Raw genomic sequence first — 22158 nt, 5'->3', positions numbered from 1 at the left:
TTTTATAGAGAAAAACTTTCTCCACAACCACAAGTTCTATTTGCATTTGGGTTGTTAAATACAAAGCCTTTTCCGTTTAAACCTCCAGAATATTCTAGAGTTGTGCCTACTAAGTATAAAAAACTTTTTTTGTCAACAATAAGTTTTACGTTATTTTCTTCAAAAATTTTATCGTTTTCTTGTTGGTTTCTATCAAAAGTTAAATCATAAGATAAACCTGAACAACCACCACTTTTAACGCCAACTCTTACAAAATCTTTTTTTGCGTCAAAACCATCGTCTGTCATTAACTCAATGACCTTCTTTTTTGCTGTGTCTGAAACTTTTATCATAATTTTAAATAGATTTAATCTAAATTGTCTACAAATATACGATTTAACAAATGTATTACACCACCTAAAGTTATTAGTAAGTTAAATATAGGTATTGATTTAACTGATTTAACATTACTTTTTAAGTTTCTCTGTTTTTTTTATCTTAAAAAATCAGGATTCGTTATAAAATCTGTATCTGTTAATGTTAGTAAAAAAGCTTTTAAATCTGCCTTATCTTCTGCGGATAAATTTACTCCACCTTGGTTTACTTTTTTCATTAAAGGATCTATAGTTGCTGAGGGTTGTAAACCTTCTGAATAATGATTAATTACTTCTTCTAAAGTAGTAAATCGACCATCGTGCATATAAGGTGCTGTAAATGTTAAGTTTCTGAGTGTAGGGGTTTTAAACTTTCCATTATCTGCAGGATCACCAGTAACAGCTCCTAAACCTAAATCAGAAAAAGTAGCATCTAAACCATTGTTATGAAACTGATTGTCTGTCCACAGTGGGTTATTATCACTTCCATGACAATGGAAACAATCTCCTCTAGCTTCGTCCATAAAAATAGTAAAACCATTTTGCTCTTGTGGCGTTAAAGTTGCTTTACCCAATAAATAAAGATCGAATTTTGAATGGGCAGAAATTAATGTTCTTTCGAACTGTGCCAATGCTTTTACCACCAATGTAGAATCTATATATGTTGTGCCAAATGCATTGTAAAATAAACCTGGATAACTGTCGTGATTGTTTAATCTTTTTGTTAAAATATCCCAATCTGCATTCATTTCTATTGGATTTGTAATTGGTTCAAAAGCTTGATTTTCTATACTGAATTCTTTACCATCCCAAGTAAATTTTTCATCAAAATTCCAAGCTAAATTTATTAGAGGCATAGAATTTCTATCACCAAAAAAACCATTTGCGCCTTCGCTAAATTGTGTGCTATGAGAAAATGCTTCTTGTGGTCTGTGGCAATGTGCACAAGACTGTGTTTTGTTGCCAGATAAAATGTTATCGTAAAATAATTTTTTACCTAAAGCAACACCTTCTTCTGTTAATGGATTATTTGTAGGAATTATTGGTGCTATTAATTTGTCTGCAAATAATTCAGGAATGTTTAATTGATAAGGAATTGGAACATACATATCTTCTTCTTTTGATGAACAACTCATCAGAAGTAAAAAGGATAAGATGTAAAACCAATTTTTATCCATACACTCAATTTAGATTTCTTCATAAAGTCTAAAAGACCAATGAAGTTTTACCAAATAATTTTTTTGTAACCAAAAGTTACTCAACAATAAGTAAAAAATACGTTTTTTTACCACGTTGTAAAAGCACATATTTATCTGCAATTAAATCATCTGTAGAAATTACAAAACTTTCGTTTACTTTTTCTTTATTCACAGAAATTGAATTTTCTTTTAAAGCTCTTCTGGCATCTCCATTCGATTTTAAAAAGTTTGTTTTTGCAGCTAAAGCTCCAATCATATCTAAACCTTCTGCAATATCTTCTGGAGTAACAGTTGCTTGCGGAACACCATCAAAAACATCTAAAAAGGTTTGCTCGTCTAAAGATTTTAAATCAGCAGCTGTAGATTTACCGAATAAAATATTAGAAGCTGCAATCGCTTTATCATATTCTTCTTTTCCGTGAACTAAAACAGTTACCTCTTCTCCTAAACGTTTTTGTAAAACTCTTGTATGTGGTGCTTCTTTGTGCTCATTAATTAAAGAATTAATGGTTTCTTTATCTAAAAAAGTAAAGATTTTAATGTACTTTTCAGCATCTTCATCAGAGGTATTTAACCAATATTGGTAAAATTTATAAGGTGATGTTCTTTTGGCATCTAACCAAACATTACCACCTTCTGATTTTCCGAATTTAGAACCATCAGATTTTGTAATTAAAGGACAAGTAATTGCGTAACCTTTTCCACCACCAATTCTACGAATCAATTCTGTTCCTGTAGTGATATTTCCCCATTGATCAGAACCACCCATTTGAATAGTTGTGGCATTTTCTCTGTACAGATGTAAAAAATCATAACCCTGTACCATTTGGTATGTAAATTCTGTAAAAGACATTCCGTCTTTAGATTCTGCACTAATTCTGTTTTTTACAGAATCTTTTGCCATCATATAATTTACAGTAATGTGTTTACCAACATCTCTAATAAATTCTAAGAAAGAAATGTCTTTCATCCAATCGTAATTGTTTACTAGAATTGCGGCATTTTTTTCATCCGAAGTAAAATCTAAGAAATGGCCAAGTTGTGCTTTTACACATTCTTGATTGTGTCTTAAAGTGTTTTCGTCTAACAAGTTACGTTCTGCAGATTTTCCTGAAGGATCTCCAATCATACCAGTTGCACCACCAACCAAAGCAATTGGTTTATGCCCACATCTTTGGTAATGAGCCAACAACATAATTGGTACTAAATTACCAATGTGTAAAGAATCTGCAGTAGGATCAAAACCTACATAAGCACTTCTCATTTCTTCTAAAAGATGCTCTTCTGTGCCAGGCATAGCATCGTTTAACATTCCTCTCCATTTTAATTCTTCAATAAAATTCTTCATTGTAACTTAGGTTGATTCTATTATAAATTTTGGTAATTATCTGCGCTTGTAGAAGTTTTTAATAGATATCTATAAGCTTGGTTTTACTTTAAATGTATATGATAAAATATACTGATTTTGGTTGCAAAGATAAACTTATCGAACAAAAAACCATAAATTCGCAGTATGATTTTAGTTACTGGAGGTACAGGTTTAGTGGGTTCGCATTTGTTGTATCATTTGTGTTTAGAGAACGATAAAATTAGAGCAATTTATAGAACAAAATCTACTTTAGAAAAGGTAAAAAAAGTATTTTCTTTTTATGCAAATACTGATTTTTTGTTTGATAAAATAGAATGGATTAAAGCAGATATTACAGATATACCTTCAATGATTCCTGCACTTGTAAACGTAAAAAAAGTGTATCATTGTGCTGCATTTATTTCTTTTAATTCTAAAGATTATAGAAAAATGCGAAAAGTAAATATTTACGGAACTGCAAATCTGGTGAATCTTTGCATTGATGCTAAAATTGATAAATTATGCTTTGTAAGTTCTATTGCAGCTGTTGGCGATTCTATAAATGGCAACTTAATTTCTGAAGAAAATGAATGGAATAAAGAGCTAGACAATAGTGGTTATTCTATTACAAAATTTGGTGCAGAAATGGAAGTTTGGAGGGCAAGCCAAGAAGATATTGAAGTAGTAATTGTAAACCCAGGCGTAATTTTAGGAAGTGGTTTTTGGGATTCTGGTTCAGGCAAATTATTTAGTAAAGTGTATAATGGATTTAAGTATTATACAGAAGGTGTAACAGGTTTTGTATCTGTGCAAGATGTTGTAAAACCAATGATACAATTGATGAATGCTAGTGTAAAAAACGAGCGTTTTATTTTAGTTTCAGAAAACAAAACCTACAAACAAATTTTTGATCTTATTGCAAATGCTTTTGGTAAAAAACGACCTTCTAAAAAAATAAAACCTTGGCAAACAGCTTTGTTTTGGAGAGTTGCTTGGTTGATCTCAAAATTTACGGGTAAAGCACCTTTACTGAGTAAATATTCTGCAAAATCTGCACATTCTGTTTCAGAATATTCATCAAAAAAAATAGAAACATTATTGGGTTATCAATTTGAATCTATAGAAAAATCAATTCAAAAGATCTGTAAAAATTATTCTATTAATTAGGATTTAAGCCTTTTAAAGAAGTATTATTTCTATCTATTTCTTTAATTTTTTGCTTTTTTATAGAATCTTCTATTTTCTTTAGATTTTTAACTTTTGCAATAGAATCTTTTCTAATAGAATCTCTAACTTCTTGAATTACTTTGTAATGAGAGGTTTGTTTTTCTAAGCTCTCTTTTGCGTCTTCAAAAATTTCTTTATACAAATCTATTTTAGACATGTAGTATAAATTACTTCTTTGGTAACGACTACTGTCTATCTTAAAACGATCATATACCAAAGGCATATAATTAATGTTTTTTTCTTGATTTTTGTTTTTAACGTATTTAGACGAAGTGGCAATCATCATTTCTTGTACTAAAAGACTCATGGTATCTTTTGGTATTAAATCTTTGGGTTTCTCGAAAATGGTATTACTTGTACAAGAAACTAAGAAAATAAAAGCAAAAAAGAAGAAACCTAGTTTTTTCATATTAACGATTAAATGTAAGTCTTTTTCCTTTTATTTCATCATTAAAAACACCTTCGTTATACATTAAATTTCCATTTACAAATGTGTGTGATATTGTTGATGAAAATGTAGTGCCTTCAAAAGGAGACCAGCCACATTTGTATAAAATATTGTCTTTAGAAACGGTTTGTGGTTTGTTTGTATCAATTAAAACTAAATCTGCATAAAAACCTTCTTTAACAAATCCTCTTTTTTCGATTTGGAATAATTTTGCAGGATTATGGCTCATCTTTTCAACGGCTTTTTCTATAGAAATAACGCCTTCTTTTACTTTTTCTAAAATCGCTGTAACTGCATGTTGTACTAAAGGCCCACCACTTGGCGCTTTTGTGTACACATTGTCTTTTTCTTCTAAAGTATGAGGTGCATGGTCTGTAGCTAAAACATCAATTCTATCATCTAACAATGCTTTCCATAAACCTTGTCTGTCTTTTTCTGATTTTACAGCAGGATTCCATTTTATATGTGTTCCTTTTTCTGCATAATCTTTATCAGAAAACCATAAGTGATGTATGCAAACTTCTGCTGTAATTTGTTTTTCTTCTAAAGGAATATCGTTTCTAAAAAGGTGAGTTTCTTTTTCTGTTGACAAATGAAAAATATGCAAACGTGCACCAGTTTTTTTTGCTAGCTCAATTGCTTTTGATGAAGATAAATAACAAGCTTCTTCGCTTCTAATTATTGGATGGTATTTTACAGGAATATCATCTCCATATTTCTCTTTATAGTCTTGTGTATTTTTTCTGATAGTTGCTTCGTCTTCACAGTGTACAGAAATAATCATTTTTGTTGATGAAAATATTTTTTCTAAAATTTCTTCATTATCAACTAACATATTTCCTGTAGATGAACCTAAGAACAATTTAATTCCGGCAACTTTTTTAGGATCTGTCTTTAATAATTCTTCTAAATTATCATTAGTACCACCAAACATAAAAGAATAATTTGCGTAAGAATCTTTAGCTGCAATTTTAAATTTATCCTCTAATAAATCTTGTGTTGTAGCTTGTGGTACTGTGTTTGGCATTTCTATAAAAGTGGTAATTCCGCCAGCAACAGCAGCTCTACTTTCTGTAGCAATATTTGCTTTATGTGTTAAACCAGGTTCTCTAAAATGCACTTGATCGTCTATAAAACCAGGAATTAAATATTTGCCTTCTGCATTTATAATTTCGGTATTTTCATCAACTTTAATTTCTGATGAAATTTCTTGAATTATTTCATTTTTAATAAAAACATCTGCTTTAAAAGTTTTGTTTTCATTAACAATTGTTGCGTTTTTAATTAGAAAAGAGCTCATAATTATTTTATTTTAAACCTTTTAATCTCATTCTGATAACCCCAAATAAAGCTTCGTAAACAATATTACCACTCATTTTAGAAGTTCCTAAATCTCTGTCTGTAAAAATTACGGAAACTTCTTTAATTTTAAATTTGTGTTTCCATGCTTTAAATTTCATTTCAATTTGAAAAGCATAACCCACAAATCTAATTTTATCGAGATTTATGGTTTCTAGTACTTTGCGTTTCCAACAAACAAATCCTGCTGTGGTATCAAACAAAGGAATTCGAGTAATAACACGAACATATCTTGAGGCAAAGTAAGAGAGTAATAAACGTTTTATATCCCAATTTACTACATTTACTTGGTTATTTACATATCTAGAACCCACAGAAACATCGTTGTTTTCTATAGCACATGCAGTATATAAACGAATTAAATCTTCTGGATTATGAGAAAAATCGGCATCCATTTCTATAATGTAATCGTACTTTTTTATTAAAGCCCATTTAAAACCGTGAATGTAAGCTGTACCCAAACCATTTTTTCCTTTCCTTTTTTCTATAAAAAGCTGATCAGGAAACTCTTGCATTAAGTTTTCTACAATTGTTGCAGTTCCATCTGGCGAGTTATCATCAACAATTAAAATATGAAATACTTTTTCTTGATTGAAAGTAGCTCTTATGATAGCCTCAATGTTTTCTTTTTCGTTGTAGGTTGGAATGATGACTAAAGCGTCTGACATAAATTAATTTTCATGTAGTAAGTAGGCAAATATACATTTTTTAATTACTAATTTTGCTTCTATAATTCATAAAGGAAAGTTAATTGCAAGCAATAGAAAATATAGAATATATAAATAATTGGATCACAATTCTTTTATTTTTTTTACTTGTAAGCGTTTTTCTATTAAAAATGCTTAATCCTAAAAGGGTAAAGCATAATTTTCTGGCGTTATTTAATCTAAGTTTAATAGATGATGATCAATACGATTCTATAAGTTTTTTTAACCCATTTCAAGTAATCATTTTTATATTTTCTGCTACAGTTTTATCAACTTTAACCTTAATTTTTAAAATTTATAAAGTGCCAGAAACAATAAACAGTTTTGCAAATTTTTCTACAATTTTTGGTTGTGTTTTGGTGTATTTATTGGTTAAGAGAGCTTTAGAATACTTATTATCAATACTTTTTTTGATTAAAAATGAAGTTGGTTTTTTTATGGTTTCTAAAATTAACTCTTTAAATAGTATTTCTTTTTTGCTATACATAGCCTTAATTTTATATCAATTTTCTAACATAAAACCTACCTATGTTTTTTATTTTACAGCTGTTTTATTTATGCTAAGATTCATCTTTTCAGGGATAAGAAATAAAAAGCTGATTTTTAACAAGTTGTTTTATTTTATTTTGTACATTTGCGCCTTCGAAATAGCACCGCTATTTGTACTTTTTAAATTGATGTTTTAAATACAAAATCGAAAGCATATGAAAGTGAAAACGATATTGGTTTCACAACCAGCACCAAAGACAGAAACATCTCCATATTTTGATTTGTCTGATAAGCAAAAAGTGAAAATAGATTTTAGATCTTTTATTCACGTAGAAGGGATTCCTGTAAAAGAAGTGAGAGCAGAAAAGTTAGATTTGCATAATTTTAGTGCAATTATTTTAACAAGTAGAAACGCTGTAGATCATTTTTTTAGAATTGCAGAAGAAATGCGCTTTAAAGTGCCAGATTCTATGAAGTATTTCTGCCAGTCAGAAGCTGTAGCATATTACTTACAAAAGTATGTGGTTTATAGAAAGCGTAAGATTTATGTTGGTAATAGAACGTTTCCAGAATTAACAAAATTGATTAAGAAACACAAAACAGAAAAGTTTTTATTACCTTCTTCAGATAAATTAAAACCATTAATTCCTGCAGAATTAGACAAATTAGGAATTACTTGGAAAAGAGTAGATTTATACAGAACTGTAGTAAGTGATTTGTCTGATTTAGAAAATGTATTTTACGATGTATTAGTTTTCTTTAGTCCTTCAGGAATTGAATCATTATTTCAAAACTTCCCGAATTTTAAACAAAACAATACTAGAATTGCTGCCTTTGGTAACTCTACTGTTAAAGCAGTTACAGATGCAGGTTTAAAGTGCGATATTGTTGCACCATCTCAAGAAACACCTTCTATGACTATGGCTTTAGATAAGTATATAAAAGAAGTAAATAAAAAATAAATACACTACATTTTAAGAATGTAATAAAAAAGCCGAACATTTATGTTCGGCTTTTTTATGCGTAAAAAGGTAATTTGTATTCTCTTAGAATTTTTTTCTCTTGAATTAAGGTGATTTTTTTAATATCTTAACCTCCCAACCAAAAATATTATGGAAAAGAAATTGATTACTTTCGGAGAAGTTATGATGCGTTTATCGCCACCAGGATACACAATGTTTTCTCAAGCAAGTTCTTTTGATCTTGTTTATGGAGGAGGAGAAGCCAATGTTGCAATTTCTTGTAGTTATTTAGGTATGAAAGCTGCTCATGTAACTCGTTTTCCAGACAATGCTCTTGGTAGAGCAGCAACTCAATTTTTAAGAAAACATTGGTTGGGTACTATAAATGTTATTTATGGCGATCATATGTTGGGCAAGTATTTTCTTCAAAAAGGAGCTGTGCATAGATCTAGCGAAGTTATTTATGAAAGAGAAGGTTCTGCATTTTCTTTAATAAAACCAGAAATGATTAATTGGGATGAGGTGCTTAAAGGCGCAGATTGGTTTCATTGGACAGGGATTACTCCTGCAATTTCTGAAGGTGCAGCTCAATGTTGTTTAGAAGCTATAAAAACCGCAAATAAATTGGGCGTTAAAGTTTCTGGTGATATTAATTCGCGTAAAAATATGTGGAAATATGGCAAAACCATGCAAGAAGTTATGCCAGATTTGGTTAAAAATACTGATATTGTAATAACAAGTAGTCGTGGAATTCAAGAAATGTTTGGTTTAGGAGACAAGTCATCTGGATTTAAAGCTGCAGCAAAAGAATTAATGGATGCTTTTCCAAGAATAGAAAAAGTGGTTGGTAAAACCAGAAAATCGATAAGTGCTTCTCATCAGCAAATTCAAGGAAAAATGTGGACAGGCAAAGAATATATAAAAGCCGATAAATTAGATATTACACATGTTATAGATCGTGTTGGAACTGGAGATGCTTTTGCTTCTGGAATTATTTATGGATTATTGCATTATAAAGATGATGATTTACAGGCCTTAAATTTTGCAACTGCAGCTTGCGCATTAAAACACACAGTGGTTGGCGATGTAAATATGGTTTCTTTAGATAATGTACTTAGTTTAATGGAAGGGAATACTTCTGGTAAAATAAAAAGATAATAAGAGTTTAGGCAAACAAAGTTGCAAAAGCTTCTTCAATTTTACCAACTAAAATTAATCTTATAGAATGATTTTTAGAGGATATTTTATTGTATTTCGAAGCAACAAAACTTTTGTAACCTAACTTTTCTGCTTCTAATATGCGTTGATCAATTTTTGATACAGGTCTAATTTCACCAGCCAAACCAACCTCTGCTGCAAAACAAACATTAGGGTTAATGGCAATATCTTGATTGGATGATAAAATGGCAGCAACCACAGCCAAATCAATAGCAGGATCATCAACATTAATTCCGCCAGTGATGTTTAAAAACACATCTTTTGCACCCAATTTAAATCCTGCTCTTTTTTCTAAAACCGCCAATAACATATTTAACCTTTTTAGATTGTAACCTGTTGTAGAACGTTGTGGAGTTCCGTAAACTGCTGTAGAAACCAAAGCTTGAATTTCAATCATTAAAGGTCGTATTCCTTCTAAAGTTGATGCAATTGCAGTTCCGCTTAAATCTGCATCTTTTTTAGAAATTAAAATTTCTGACGGATTAGAAATTTCGCGCAAACCATTAGACAACATTTCATAAATCCCTAATTCTGATGTAGAACCAAATCTGTTTTTCTGACTTCTTAAAATTCTATAGGTATGATTTCTATCGCCTTCAAATTGTAAAACCACATCAACCATATGTTCTAAAATTTTTGGCCCAGCAATGTTACCTTCTTTGTTGATATGACCTATCAACAACACAGGTGTTGCAGTTTCTTTGGCAAATTTTATCAATTCTGCACTCGTTTCTCGAATTTGAGAAATGCTTCCAGGAGAAGCTTCTATTGCATTTGTATGTAAAGTTTGAATAGAATCTATTACCAAAACTTCTGGCTCAGTTTCTTCGATATTTTTGAAAATTTGCTGTGTATTGGTTTCTGTTAAAATTAAACAATTGGAGTTTTGTGCATCCAAACGTTCTGCTCTCATTTTTATTTGAGATTGACTTTCTTCACCAGAAACATATAATACTTTTTGTGCAATATTTAAAGCAACTTGTAATAATAATGTCGATTTTCCAATACCAGGTTCACCACCTAAAAGAGTTACAGAACCTTTTACCAAACCACCACCTAAAACTGTGTCTAATTCGTTGTTTTTAGTGATTACTCGTTCTTCAGGATTTAGAACAATATCAGCAATTTTTAAAGGTTTGTTAACCGATTGTTTTGCTGTGGTAGATTGTTTCCAAACTCGTTTTTCTTCTTTCTGAATTACTTCTTCTACAATGGTATTCCACTCTTTACAAGCACCACATTGACCTACCCATTTTGCATGTTGAGTTCCACAGTTCTGACAGAAAAAAGTTGTTTTGGTTTTGGCCATTTTTATTAGAGTTGCAAAGTTTGATAGGCGTAAAGTTACAAAGTAAAGTTAGATTATAATTATCTATTTTTTACAACTTGCTATTCTAGAAATTTATTAAAGAAAGTTGACCTTTTCAGGTTTTTAAAACTTAAAAGGTGTTGCATATTGAAAAGTTTTTAGCTCTTAAATAAAAAAAAAGTTCTTCGGATTTTTTATAAGCTGGCAAATAGTTGCGTTAGCGATTGAACGACCTGTTTGAGCTCTTTTTATTTGATAAAATAAAAAAGCGAGTAGTGAAAGCGCGACCTTTAGGGAACGCCCAACTTATAGATAAAATTTTTAATAAAAATTACGCGAAGCTATTTGTTTTTATTTACAACAGGAAGTAGTGCAAATGCTAACCCTCCAAAAACGATAATCATGGCTGTTTGGGCTGTCCACATAATCCAACCAAAAGCGGTTGCAGGTTCTGTTGGAATATTAAACAAAGCTAAAGCTCCAGCCACAGCAATTGGGTATAAACCAATTCCGCCATTAGTAGCAGCAATAGAAAATCCACCAGCAATAAAGCCTATTAAAATTCCTCCAAAAGGAACGTTTAAACCTTCAATAGCAGGTATTGTTGCCCAAAACATGGCCACATACATTACCCAAATAAAAATAGTGTGAGCTATAAATGCCCACTTATTTTTCATTTTAAAAATGCTTGTAACTCCTTCAATTAAACCCGAAACAAAGGTTTTAATTTTTAATAAAAAACCAGATTCTGCCTTTTTTACAAATGATGAAAAAACAAAGAACCCAATAATTAAGATGATGAAACCAATGATAATTTTTGTAGGATCGAAGTTTTTAGTTAACAAGTTGTAAATAAAATCGAATTGAACAAAAAGCGTTATGGCAACAATAGAAAGCATCATAATTAAATCTGCCAATCGTTCTGCTACAATGGTTCCAAATCCTTTTTCGAAAGGAATGTTTTCGTAATTTGCCATTACTGTTGCTCTTGAAATTTCTCCAGCTCTTGGCAAAGCTAAATTAACCAAATAGCCCACTAAAACTGCTAAAACACTATTGGTAAATTTTGGTTTAAAGCCTAAAGGCTCTAGCATAAATTTCCATCTATAGGCTCTAGAAAGGTGACTTAAAATACCAAAAAATAACCCAAGAAATATCCATCCATAATTGGCTTCTTTAAAATATAGGCCTAATGTTTCAATTGAAATATCAGACAAAGAATACCAAACTAAAAAACCTCCCAAAGCGAGAGGTAGTATGGTTTTTAAAATTTTTTTGATGTCCAAAATTAAGTAAGTGTGTTGTCTTTTTCGTTAGGAAAAACGAGTTTTGGTTTAAACGTTTTGGCTTGTTCTAGTTCCATAAAAGCATACACAATTAGAATTAAAACATCACCTACAGCAACTAATCTAGAAGCTGCACCATTTAAGGTGATTTCTCCACTTTTTCGTGGGCCAGGAATTGCATAAGTTTCTAAACGGTTTCCGTTATTATTATTAACAATCTGCACACGTTCTCCTTCTATAATACCTGCAGCATCCATTAAATCTTCATCAATGGTAATGCTTCCTATATAATTTAAATCTGCACCTGTAACTTTTACACGGTGGATTTTAGATTTTACTACTTGTACTAACATGTTGCAAAAATAAGCTTTTTTTGGTTAATTGTTTTTTAAACGAATGTTATCAATCAATCTAATATCACCTGCAAAAACTGCGATAAACGCTCTGTATTTTTTGCCAGATTCTTTGTTTTTTATAGTTTTTAACGTTTTTTCTTCAGCAATGGTAAAATACTCTAAATCTAACAAAGGATGATTTTTAAAAAGATGTTCTACCCATTCAGAAATAGTAGAAGCATTTTCTGTGCCAAATTTTTTTCTAGCTTGTTTTAGTGTTTTATAAATAAAAGGAGCAGCTTCTCTGTGTGCTTTAGATAATCTGGCATTTCTAGAACTCATTGCTAAACCATCTTTTTCTCTAAAAATTTCACAGCCTTTTATTTTAACATGAATTCTGTTTTTTTTCACCATTTTTTTGATGATTTGTAGCTGTTGAAAGTCTTTTTTACCAAAATAAGCTTTGTCTGGCTCTACAATTTCGAAGAAGGTTTTTACAATAGTTCCTACACCATCAAAATGTCCATCTCTAAATTTACCTTCCATTTCGTGCTCTAATCCGTCGAAATCGAATTTTTGAGAAATAATATTTTTGTTGTAAATTTCTTCTACAGTTGGATGAAAAAGAACATCGCAAGAAACACCCAATAAAAGATTCATGTCGTTGTCTAATGTTTTAGGGTATTTTGCTAAATCTTCTTTATTATCGAATTGTGTAGGGTTAACAAAAATGCTAACCACAACAAGGTCGTTTTTTTCTTTAGCTTTTTTTATTAATGATAAATGCCCTTGGTGTAAAGCGCCCATTGTAGGTACAAAACCAATGGTTTTATTTTGAGCTTTTAACTTTGATAAATAAACTTTTAGCGCCTGCTTTTCTTTAAAAACGTTCATTCTAATTAGGATATAAAGTATGCAAACTTACCATTTTAACACCATATTTGCATAATAATTTGTATTTTTGCAACCTTATAAAAGAGTTTGATTTTAATGAAGGACAAGAGAATTTTATTTGTATCGTCTGAAGTTGTTCCGTATTTACCCGAAACAGAACTGTCTTCAACGGCTTTTAGCTCAGCTAAAAACGCACATTCTAAGGGTGTACAAACCCGTATATTTATGCCAAGGTATGGAGTAATAAACGAAAGAAGACATCAGTTGCACGAAGTAATTCGTTTATCTGGTATGAATTTGGTTGTGAATGATTTAGATATGCCGTTAATTATTAAAGTTGCTTCTATTCCAAAAGAAAGAATGCAGGTTTATTTTATTGACAACGAAGAGTATTTTAAAAGAAAAGCGGTATTTACAGATGAAGATGATCAACTTTTTTCTGATAATGACGAAAGAGCAATTTTCTTTGCAAAAGGTGTTGTAGAAACGGTAAAGAAATTAAATTGGGCTCCAGATATTATCCATATTCATGGATGGATGGCATCTTTATTACCTCTTTATTTAAGAGAGTTTTACAAAGAAGAGCCTTTATTTACAGAAAGCAAAATAGTTACCTCTTTATATAATAGTGGTTTTGAAGGAACTTTAAACTCAGGATTATCGGACAAAGTAAAATTTGATTTAGATGAATCTGATAAAATTGAAACATTACAAACACCAAATCATATAAATATTTTAAAAAGCGCCATCGAAAATTCTGATGCAATTATTCACGGAAGTGAAAGTATTGATGACGAATTAGTTTCTTTTATCGAAGAGAAAGAAAAGGCTGTTTTAGAATATCAATCAGAGAACATTAAAGAATCTTATTTAAATTTTTATACTGATATTTTATCAGTTAGTTAATTGTTTTTAAAGTGAGAAAAATTATAAGAAGAAGTGTTTTAGTAAGCATATTAGTGTGCTTATCAGTTGCTATTATATCCTGCGAAGAAGATTTTACAAACATAAATTCTAACGTACTTAGCAATACCAAATTTAACACAAATGCTGTTACAGTAGATATTGTTGCAGAAAACAGTGATTTAGAAAAAATACAATCAGATAATATTTCTCGTCAACTTGGGCAATATTTATTAGGCGTTTATGCAAGTTCAGATTACGAAAAGTTAGAAGCTTCTATTGTTTCTCAAATACAAATACCAACAGGTTTACAAGTAATAGACGATGATAATATTTATGGTGCAGATACTACTGTAGTTACAAAAATAGATACAGTATTTTTAAAAATCCCTTATCAAGTTGTTTTAAATTCAGACAATACTGGTTACGATTTAGACTCAATTATTGGCAATCAAACAGAAGCGTTTACCTTAAATGTTTATCGATCAAATACCTATTTAAACTTATACAATCCTCTAGATCCAACAAAGATTAATAGTTTTTATTCTAATGATGATTTCGAAAAAACAGGTACAGCATTAAATAGCGAAATAAATTATCAATTTAAACCAAATTACGAAACTGTAGATGGAGAGTTAGTACCTGTAGATACAATGTTTGTGGTTAAAAGAAGATTGTTTAATGATGATGTTGCTACACAAGATACAATTAAGGTTTATAGTTCTACAACCAGTACTTTGCCAGTGCCTTTTGCAAGAGTTCCCTTAGATGAAGAAAAGATTAAAGAATTATTTTTAGATAAATACGAAACAGGAGAATTCGATTCTCAAGAAGCATTTAACGATTATTTTAGAGGTTTAATTTTAGAAGCAACAGGCAACGAAGGTTCTTTAATTTCTTTTAACTTTAATAATACAGCAACTAGTTTAAACCCTTCTTTAGAGATTTATTATACAAATACAGTTTTAAAAGCAGGCAATACAATTTTAGATACAATTACTAATAATAATAGTTTTCCATTATCTGGTTTTAGAGTAAATACCTTTAAAATGGAAGAAAAAACATATCCTGTAAACGACGAAATTAAAATACAAGGTGCTGCTGGTAGCGAAGCAAATATTACATTATTTAATGAGGCAAAGGTTAATGAATTAAAAGAAAATAATTGGTTAATAAACGATGCTTCTTTAACTTTTTATATTAACCAATCTGCAGATACATTGAATGTTCCAGAAAGATTATATTTATATAAGACGTATAATGGCGCAACAAGTACTACTTTTAGCCAGATTAAAGATGCAACTAGCGAAGCTTCTTTTGGAGGTATTGAAGGAGAGCTAGAAAGAGATGCAAATGGAAAAGTAGAAAAGTATACGTTTAGAATAACAGATTATGTTTCTGATATTTTAAACGATGAAATAGCTTATTCTGCTAATTTAAGATTAAAGGTTTATAATCCTACAGATTTACCAACAACAACTACAGATACTATTTTTAGAAATTTTAGTTGGAATCCTAAGGCGGTTACTCTTTTTAATAATACCACAGTAGACGAAGCTAAAAAAGCAGTATTAAAAATATCGTACACAGAAAAACAATAATCAACTAACCCCTAAAACATTTATGTATGTGTGGAATATCAGCTTACATAGGTTATAGAGAAGCCTATCCAATAGTAATTAATGGTTTAAAAAGACTAGAGTATAGAGGTTATGATAGCGCAGGTGTCATGGTTTACGATAATGGAACGATGCATTTATCTAAAACAAAAGGAAAGGTTTCTGATTTAGAAGAAATTGTTGGTAAAGATGATGAAAGAAAAAAAGGAACTATTGGTATGGGCCATACAAGATGGGCCACACATGGAATACCAAATGATGTAAACTCTCACCCACATTTATCAAAATCAGAAAATTTAGTTATTGTTCACAATGGAATTATCGAAAATTACGATACCATTAAAAAAGAATTAATCTCTAGAGGATATTCTTTTAAAAGTGATACAGATACCGAAGTTTTATTAAATTTAATAGAAGAAGTAAAAATAACAGAAGGTTGTAAATTAGGTAAAGCTGTGCAACTAGCGTTAACAAATGTAGTTGGTGCTTATGCAATTACCGTTTTTGATAAAACCAATCCTGATGAAATAATTGTAGCGCGTTTAGGAAGCCCAATAGCAATTGGTGTTGGCAAAGATAAAAAAGAGTTTTTTGTTGCGTCAGATGCATCACCTTTTGTAGAATATACCAAAAATGCCATTTATTTAGAAGACGAAGAAATGGCTATTATTAAACTTGGTAAACAAGTTAAAATACATAAAATTAACGACGACTCTCAGGTAGAACCGAACATTCAAGAACTTCAAATGAGTTTAGACCAAATTGAAAAAGGAGGTTATGACCATTTTATGTTAAAAGAAATTCACGAACAACCAAAAGCAATAACCGATACTTTTAGAGGTAGAATGTTAGCAGATAAAAATATGATCAAGATGTCTAGTGTAGACTTAAATCTTGATAAATTTTTAAATGCCAACAGAATTATTATTGTGGCTTGTGGTACTTCTTGGCATGCAGGTTTAGTAGCAGAATATCTTTTTGAAGATATGGCTAGAATTCCTGTAGAGGTAGAATATGCATCAGAATTTAGATATAGAAACCCAATAATTACAGATAAAGATGTGGTAATTGCCATTTCGCAATCGGGTGAAACTGCAGATACGCTTGCTGCTATTAAATTGGCAAAATCTAAAGGCGCTTTTGTGTATGGTGTGTGTAATGTTGTGGGGTCTTCTATTGCAAGAGAAACACATTCTGGAGCTTACACTCACGCAGGACCAGAAATAGGTGTAGCATCTACCAAAGCATTTACAACACAAATTACAGTGTTAACTTTAATAGCTTTAAAATTAGGACAAGCAAATGGTTCTTTATCGGAAGAAGATTTTAAAGGTTATATTCAAAAAATGTACCTTATTCCGAATCAAGTAGAAGAACTTTTAAAAATCGATGATCATGTTAAAAGTATAGCTGCTGTTTATAAAGATGCCAAAAATTGTTTGTATTTAGGTAGAGGCTTTAACTTTCCGGTTGCTTTAGAAGGGGCATTAAAATTAAAAGAAATTTCATACATCCATGCAGAAGGATATCCAGCTGCAGAAATGAAACATGGTCCTATTGCTTTGATTGATGAAAATATGCCAATTTTTGTAATTGCAACCAATAAAGGGCATTACGAAAAAGTGGTAAGTAATATTCAAGAAATTAAATCTAGAGCAGGTAAAATTATAGCAATTGTTACAGAAGGAGATACCCAAGTAAAAGAAATTGCAGATCATATTATAGAAATACCAGATACAGAAGAAGCTTTAACGCCTTTGCTAACTACAATACCTTTACAGTTATTATCTTATCATATTGCTGTAATGTTAGATAAAAATGTAGATCAACCTAGAAATTTAGCAAAATCGGTTACAGTAGAGTAATTTTTATTCAATTTATATCATAATAAAAGCCAACTGATAAGTTGGCTTTTTTATTTTCATTAATCTTTATATTCTTAATTGCTCTTTTAATTTACTATATAAGACGGATATTTATGAGTAAATATTAACTAACTAATTGATTTTATTTAAAATAAGTATCTGTTAAACAAAACATTACAAGTAATTAATTTTTTTAAAAAAAATTAAAATTTTTAAATAAATTTAGAATATTATTTTATTTTGCACAAAATAGATAAAGTAAATTTTAAAAAGCTTATTTTATTCAACTATCCCCAATTATGAATTATACACAAATAGGTCTTTTATTTGTACAAGCCAGTTTAATAGCATTTGTAATTCTATTATTTTTTAGATTACGTAAAAGGCTAGGAATTGGAATTTTATTTGCCTGTTTAGGTTTATTACAATTCTTGCAAGTATTTTTATCGAGTACTTTATACGTTTCTATTACAGACAACTTAATTATTTCTCCAGGATCTACCGTTTTTTTTACAGCTACGCTCTTTGCTCTATTGATTATTTATATAAAAGATGATGCAACAGAAACAAAAAAAATAATTTATGCTTTAGTAATTGTAAATGTTTTAATTTCTATTTATTTACAAATTTTTGGATTAAGCCTTAAAGACGCTACAGATAACCCATTAAACCTTACTACCACTTTTTTTGATACTAGTGCTTGGGCGTTGTTTATTGGCACAGTATTGTTGTTTTTAGATTCATTATTAATCATCATAATTTTCGAGTTTATAGCTAAAAAAATAAGGCCTTTATTCTTTCAGGTATTTTTAACCATGCTCTTGGTTGTTAGTTTCGATAGCATTTGTTTTTCATTTGCTGTCTTTTGGAGTTCAGAAAAATTGAACTCTATTTTAGTATCAGGATTAATCTCTAAGGCATTTTTTGTAGTCTTTTACACTACCCTTTTTTATATCTATTTGCGTTATTTAGATTTACAATCATCACCAATAAAAGGGGTAAAAATAAAAGATGTTTTTCAGCCATTAAGCTATAAACAAAAATACGAAACTGCAACAGTTGGTATTAAAAAGGCAGAAGAAATGTATCGATTATTGGCTGCCAATTCTAATGATATTATTTGTTTGCAAAGGGCTGATTATTCATTTAAATACATAAGTCCGTCGTTAAAAAAAATATTAGGTTATGATGATTCTTATTTTACAGATAAAACATTTTTTGATATCATTCATCCAAAAGATTATCATAATTTTAAAACAGTTAAAGATCAGATATTACTTGAAATAAAAGAAAACACAACACCTTATACTTATCGATTTTTACATAAAGAAGGCCATTACGTTTGGTTAGAGTTTTTATCATCTCCTGTTTATAAAAACGATGAGTTAAACTATTTTGTTACTTCAGCAAGAGATGTTACTCAGAGAGTTATTGATAAAAAGAAAATAGAAGATTCTTTAAAACTTATAGCAGAAAAAGAATATTCTTTAAACGAGGCCAGTAAATTGGCTAAAATAGGTTATTGGGAATATATTACTGAAACAAATGATTACTCTTGGTCAGAATACATTCATCATATTTATGGTTCTAATCCAAAAGGGCCAACACCAAATTTAGAAGAAATTGTAAGTAAACTAGATAAAAAAACTCAAGAAAAATTAAAAGAATTAAATCTAGGCCTTAGCACAAAAGGAGAGGGGTATGATATGGAGTTTAGCTTGGTAAATTTAAGAAATAAAACAATTTGGATACGTAATGTTGTTCAGCCCATTTTTAATATCGATAATAAAATTATTGGTAGAAGAGGGGTACTACAAGATATTACTGATAAAAAACAGACTGAACTTAAGTTAAAAGAAAGCGAAGAAAAATTTTACAACATATTTAAAAGTAGTCCTAATTTAATAGTACTTACACGTTTAAGCGACTATAAAATAACAGATGCTAACGAGATTGCATTAAAGGCAACAGGTTACACTTCTCAAGAGCTTACAAGCTTTAAAATTAGCCCTAAAGACATTTGGAAATCACCAAATGAACGAAAAAAATACTTCGACAGATTAGAAGAAAATGGGCAAATTAGCAATTTCGTAAGTGAGTATATTACTAAATCTGGCGACGTAAGAATCTGGAAATCTTCATCACAAATTATTAATATTAGTAATGAAAAATATGCTTTAAGCATTATAGAAGATGTCACAGAAATAAAAGAAGCACAATACGAATTAGAAGAAAAAAATGAATTTATTACTGCAATGACCGAAAACCTACCTGCAGGAATCATTGCATGCAATTCAGAAGGTAAATTAGTTTTATTTAATAAAAAAGCAAAAGATTGGCATGGTATAGACGTAATGAATACGCCACAAGAAAATTGGGCATCATATTATGGTTTGTACGAATCTGATGGCAAAAGCATGTTAAAAACAGAAGAAATACCTTTGGTACGTGCTTTTAATGGAGAGAAAATTTTTAATAGAGAAATTGTAATAAAAAGTAAAAATCAAGAACCAAGAATAGTCGTTTGTAATGGAGTTTCTTTTTCAGATGCAAAAGGTAAAATATTAGGAGCTTTAGTGGTGATGAGCGATGTTACTAAACAAAAACTTATAGAGAATAATTTAAAACAAAGCGAAGCCGAAACTAAAAAAGCATTAAAAGAAATAGAAAGAAGTGAATTTCTTTCAAATGAATCTGGAAGACTAGCAAAAGTTGGGGCCTGGGAACTAAAATTACCTTCGCAAGAAATACGTTGGTCTGATGAGGTTTTTGCAATTCACGGACTTCCTGTGGGTAAAGTTCCTCCATTAGAAGAATGTGTAGCTTTTTATATTGATGGTTCTGATGTTAGATTAGCCAAAGCAATTGAAGAAAGTATAGAACAAAAGAAAAAATTTGACCTAGTTTTAAGGTTTAAAAATAAAAAAAATCAGTTGCTATGGGTACATACCATTGGATATCCAAGAATTAATGACGAAGGAGAAATAACAAGTTTAATAGGTGTTTTTCAAGATATAACAGAACAAAAAAATAGACAAATTAAGCTAGATGAACAAAATGAAAAACTAAATAATTTAAATAGGGTTTTAAATGAAGCACAAGCATTAGCACATCTAGGTAATTGGGAATATATAGCAGCAACAGATCAGGTAAATTGGTCTAAGGAATTGTATAATATTTTTGAATTGCCAATTGAATCTGGAGCACCAGACTTTGCTGAACAAAAAACATTGTATACAGAAGAGAGCTTTTTAAAAATGGAAGAAGCTGTTGCCAATTGTTTAAAAGATGAAAAACCATATAAATTAGAATTAGACGTTTTTACAACAAAAGGTACTTTAAAACACATCATATCTAGAGGTAAGGCAATAAAGGATGAAAACAACAATATAATTGGTTGTTATGGTACAGCTCAAGATGTAACAGAACAAAAGCAAATTAGAGATAATATTGCCAAAGCAGAAAAAATGTATCGATTATTAACAGATAATTCTAACGATCTTATTTGTCTGCATAAATTAGATAGTACATTTAAATACATTAGTCCGTCCATAAAAAACATTTTGGGTTATGAAGAACCAGAACTTATAGAAACGCCTGGTTTTAGCATAATTCATAAAGATGATGTTCAGCATTTTAGAACATCTATAGAAAACAGAGTTCTTAAAAAAACACCAAACGACACTTTTTTTTGTAGAGCAATACATAAAAGAGGGCATAGTATTTGGATAGAATGTTCTATATCTGTTATTTATTTAGATAATAAAATAGACTTTATTTTAACCTCTTCTAGAGACGTTACAGAAAAAATATTTACACAACAAAAAATTGAAAGATATCAAGAGTCTCTTCAAAAATTAACTACAGAAATTACGCTATTAGAAGAAAAACAAAAGAAAGAAATAGCATCGAATATACACGACCATTTAAGTCAATCTTTAGTTATTTCTAATATGAGAATTAAAGAGTTAAGAAAAAAACCAGAGTTAAAATTAATAGATAACGATTTAGAGTTTATCTATGAACACATATCAGATGCTTTAGACAATAGTCGTAATATAACCTCAGAGCTTTCGCCACCAATATTATATCAATTGGGTATTGTAGAAGCACTTTATTGGTTGTTAGAAAGTATAGAAACAAAACATAAAATAAAAGGGCAAATAAACGAGAATATAGATCAAATAATACTTGATGAGGTAAAATCTATATTGTTATACAGAAGTGTACAAGAATTGCTAAATAACATTATAAAATATGCGCAAGCAACTGAGATAACTATAGATCTTAATAAAAATGAATCTGGTGTAGATATTATAATAAAAGATAATGGTGTTGGTTTTAATACAGATAAATTAAACAATTATTATGCTACAGAAAAAGTTGTAAACGAAAATGGATCTGGCTTTGGTTTATTTACAGTTCAAGAACGAATTAAAAATATAAAAGGAAAGTTTGAAATTACGTCTATAATTAATAAAGGTACAACTGTTAATATTTTTATACCAATAGAAGAATCATAACAATTACATAACAAAACATTTAAAATCCTTTTTTATTTTTAACTTTTTTTAAAATTTGATAAGAAGTAAGCAGCTTGCTTATGGTGTATACTTGGCATATTTTTTACTTTAGTG

18 protein-coding genes are annotated in these 22158 nt (G+C 29.9%); 8 read left to right on the top strand and 10 right to left on the bottom strand.

Annotation, left to right across the window (positions count from 1 at the left end; translation table 11 throughout):
• Nucleotides 1–2: 2 nt before the first annotated feature.
• The 3 genes from ACWYN7_RS03265 to tyrS form a co-directional block, all read right to left on the bottom strand.
• Nucleotides 3–332 (bottom strand): HesB/IscA family protein, encoded by a 330-nt coding sequence (locus ACWYN7_RS03265; protein WP_462858418.1) that lies wholly within the window; start codon nt 330–332, stop codon nt 3–5.
• 140 nt (nt 333–472) lie between these two features.
• Nucleotides 473–1531: a cytochrome-c peroxidase gene (locus ACWYN7_RS03260; protein WP_462858417.1), complete on the bottom strand. Its 1059-nt coding sequence runs from the start codon at nt 1529–1531 to the stop codon at nt 473–475.
• Nucleotides 1532–1607: 76 nt separating this feature from the next.
• A complete protein-coding gene (gene tyrS, locus ACWYN7_RS03255) occupies nt 1608–2900 on the bottom strand; it encodes a tyrosine--tRNA ligase (protein WP_462858416.1) in 1293 nt (430 codons plus the stop codon).
• A gap of 165 nt (nt 2901–3065) precedes the next feature.
• Between tyrS and ACWYN7_RS03250 the strand changes: the two genes are divergently transcribed.
• Entirely contained in the window at nt 3066–4067 is a 1002-nt protein-coding gene (locus tag ACWYN7_RS03250) for an SDR family oxidoreductase (RefSeq protein ID WP_462858415.1), read from the top strand.
• Here the strand turns inward: ACWYN7_RS03250 and ACWYN7_RS03245 are convergent.
• Genes ACWYN7_RS03245 through ACWYN7_RS03235 form a run of 3 tightly spaced genes read right to left on the bottom strand, consistent with a single transcriptional unit; the run spans nt 4060 to nt 6602 of the window.
• Nucleotides 4060–4536, bottom strand: coding sequence for a DUF4296 domain-containing protein (locus ACWYN7_RS03245; protein ID WP_462858414.1), 477 nt, complete (start codon nt 4534–4536; stop codon nt 4060–4062). The genes ACWYN7_RS03250 and ACWYN7_RS03245 overlap by 8 nt on opposite strands.
• A 1-nt stretch (nt 4537) precedes the next feature.
• On the bottom strand, nt 4538–5875 hold the full coding sequence (locus tag ACWYN7_RS03240; RefSeq protein WP_462858413.1) for a dihydroorotase: 1338 nt from the start codon (nt 5873–5875) through the stop codon (nt 4538–4540).
• Between the two features lie 7 nt (nt 5876–5882).
• Complete coding sequence (locus ACWYN7_RS03235) at nt 5883–6602, bottom strand: polyprenol monophosphomannose synthase (protein WP_462858412.1); 720 nt, start codon at nt 6600–6602, stop codon at nt 5883–5885.
• Between the two features lie 170 nt (nt 6603–6772).
• Between ACWYN7_RS03235 and ACWYN7_RS03230 the strand changes: the two genes are divergently transcribed.
• The 3 genes from ACWYN7_RS03230 to ACWYN7_RS03220 all read left to right on the top strand — a co-directional run bounded on the left by ACWYN7_RS03230 (nt 6773) and on the right by ACWYN7_RS03220 (nt 9250).
• Nucleotides 6773–7327: a DUF4271 domain-containing protein gene (locus ACWYN7_RS03230; RefSeq protein ID WP_462858411.1), complete on the top strand. Its 555-nt coding sequence runs from the start codon at nt 6773–6775 to the stop codon at nt 7325–7327.
• A gap of 18 nt (nt 7328–7345) precedes the next feature.
• Nucleotides 7346–8092 (top strand): uroporphyrinogen-III synthase, encoded by a 747-nt coding sequence (locus tag ACWYN7_RS03225; RefSeq protein ID WP_462858410.1) that lies wholly within the window; start codon nt 7346–7348, stop codon nt 8090–8092.
• 150 nt (nt 8093–8242) lie between these two features.
• The gene (locus ACWYN7_RS03220) at nt 8243–9250 is read left to right on the top strand and encodes a sugar kinase (protein WP_462858409.1); all 1008 of its coding nucleotides are present in this window, start codon (nt 8243–8245) and stop codon (nt 9248–9250) included.
• A gap of 7 nt (nt 9251–9257) precedes the next feature.
• On the opposite strand, the gene radA is transcribed toward ACWYN7_RS03220, so the two are convergent.
• The 4 genes from radA to panC form a co-directional block, all read right to left on the bottom strand.
• Nucleotides 9258–10619 (bottom strand): DNA repair protein RadA, encoded by a 1362-nt coding sequence (gene radA / locus ACWYN7_RS03215; RefSeq protein WP_462858408.1) that lies wholly within the window; start codon nt 10617–10619, stop codon nt 9258–9260.
• A 341-nt stretch (nt 10620–10960) separates the two neighbouring features.
• A complete protein-coding gene (locus tag ACWYN7_RS03210) occupies nt 10961–11905 on the bottom strand; it encodes a lysylphosphatidylglycerol synthase transmembrane domain-containing protein (protein ID WP_462858407.1) in 945 nt (314 codons plus the stop codon).
• A 2-nt stretch (nt 11906–11907) separates the two neighbouring features.
• Complete coding sequence (panD, locus tag ACWYN7_RS03205) at nt 11908–12258, bottom strand: aspartate 1-decarboxylase (RefSeq protein WP_459486225.1); 351 nt, start codon at nt 12256–12258, stop codon at nt 11908–11910.
• Between the two features lie 24 nt (nt 12259–12282).
• On the bottom strand, nt 12283–13134 hold the full coding sequence (panC, locus tag ACWYN7_RS03200; RefSeq protein WP_462858406.1) for a pantoate--beta-alanine ligase: 852 nt from the start codon (nt 13132–13134) through the stop codon (nt 12283–12285).
• A gap of 96 nt (nt 13135–13230) precedes the next feature.
• Here panC and ACWYN7_RS03195 point away from each other — a divergent pair, with 96 nt between their 5' ends.
• The 4 genes from ACWYN7_RS03195 (at nt 13231) to ACWYN7_RS03180 (ending at nt 22044) form a co-directional block, all read left to right on the top strand.
• Nucleotides 13231–14040, top strand: a complete 810-nt coding sequence (locus tag ACWYN7_RS03195) for a glycogen/starch synthase (RefSeq protein WP_462858405.1) — start codon at nt 13231–13233, stop codon at nt 14038–14040.
• A gap of 11 nt (nt 14041–14051) precedes the next feature.
• Nucleotides 14052–15638, top strand: a complete 1587-nt coding sequence (locus ACWYN7_RS03190) for a DUF4270 domain-containing protein (RefSeq protein ID WP_462858404.1) — start codon at nt 14052–14054, stop codon at nt 15636–15638.
• Between the two features lie 26 nt (nt 15639–15664).
• Complete coding sequence (gene glmS, locus ACWYN7_RS03185; protein ID WP_462858403.1) at nt 15665–17521, top strand: glutamine--fructose-6-phosphate transaminase (isomerizing); 1857 nt, start codon at nt 15665–15667, stop codon at nt 17519–17521.
• A gap of 299 nt (nt 17522–17820) precedes the next feature.
• Nucleotides 17821–22044, top strand: coding sequence for a PAS domain S-box protein (locus ACWYN7_RS03180; protein WP_462858402.1), 4224 nt, complete (start codon nt 17821–17823; stop codon nt 22042–22044).
• Nucleotides 22045–22158: the final 114 nt, after the last annotated feature.

It is taken from the genome of Polaribacter sp. M10 (assembly GCF_054968445.1).
The sequence above is the reverse complement of the archived record's forward strand: the minus strand, read 5'-3'. Positions and strand labels throughout refer to the sequence as shown.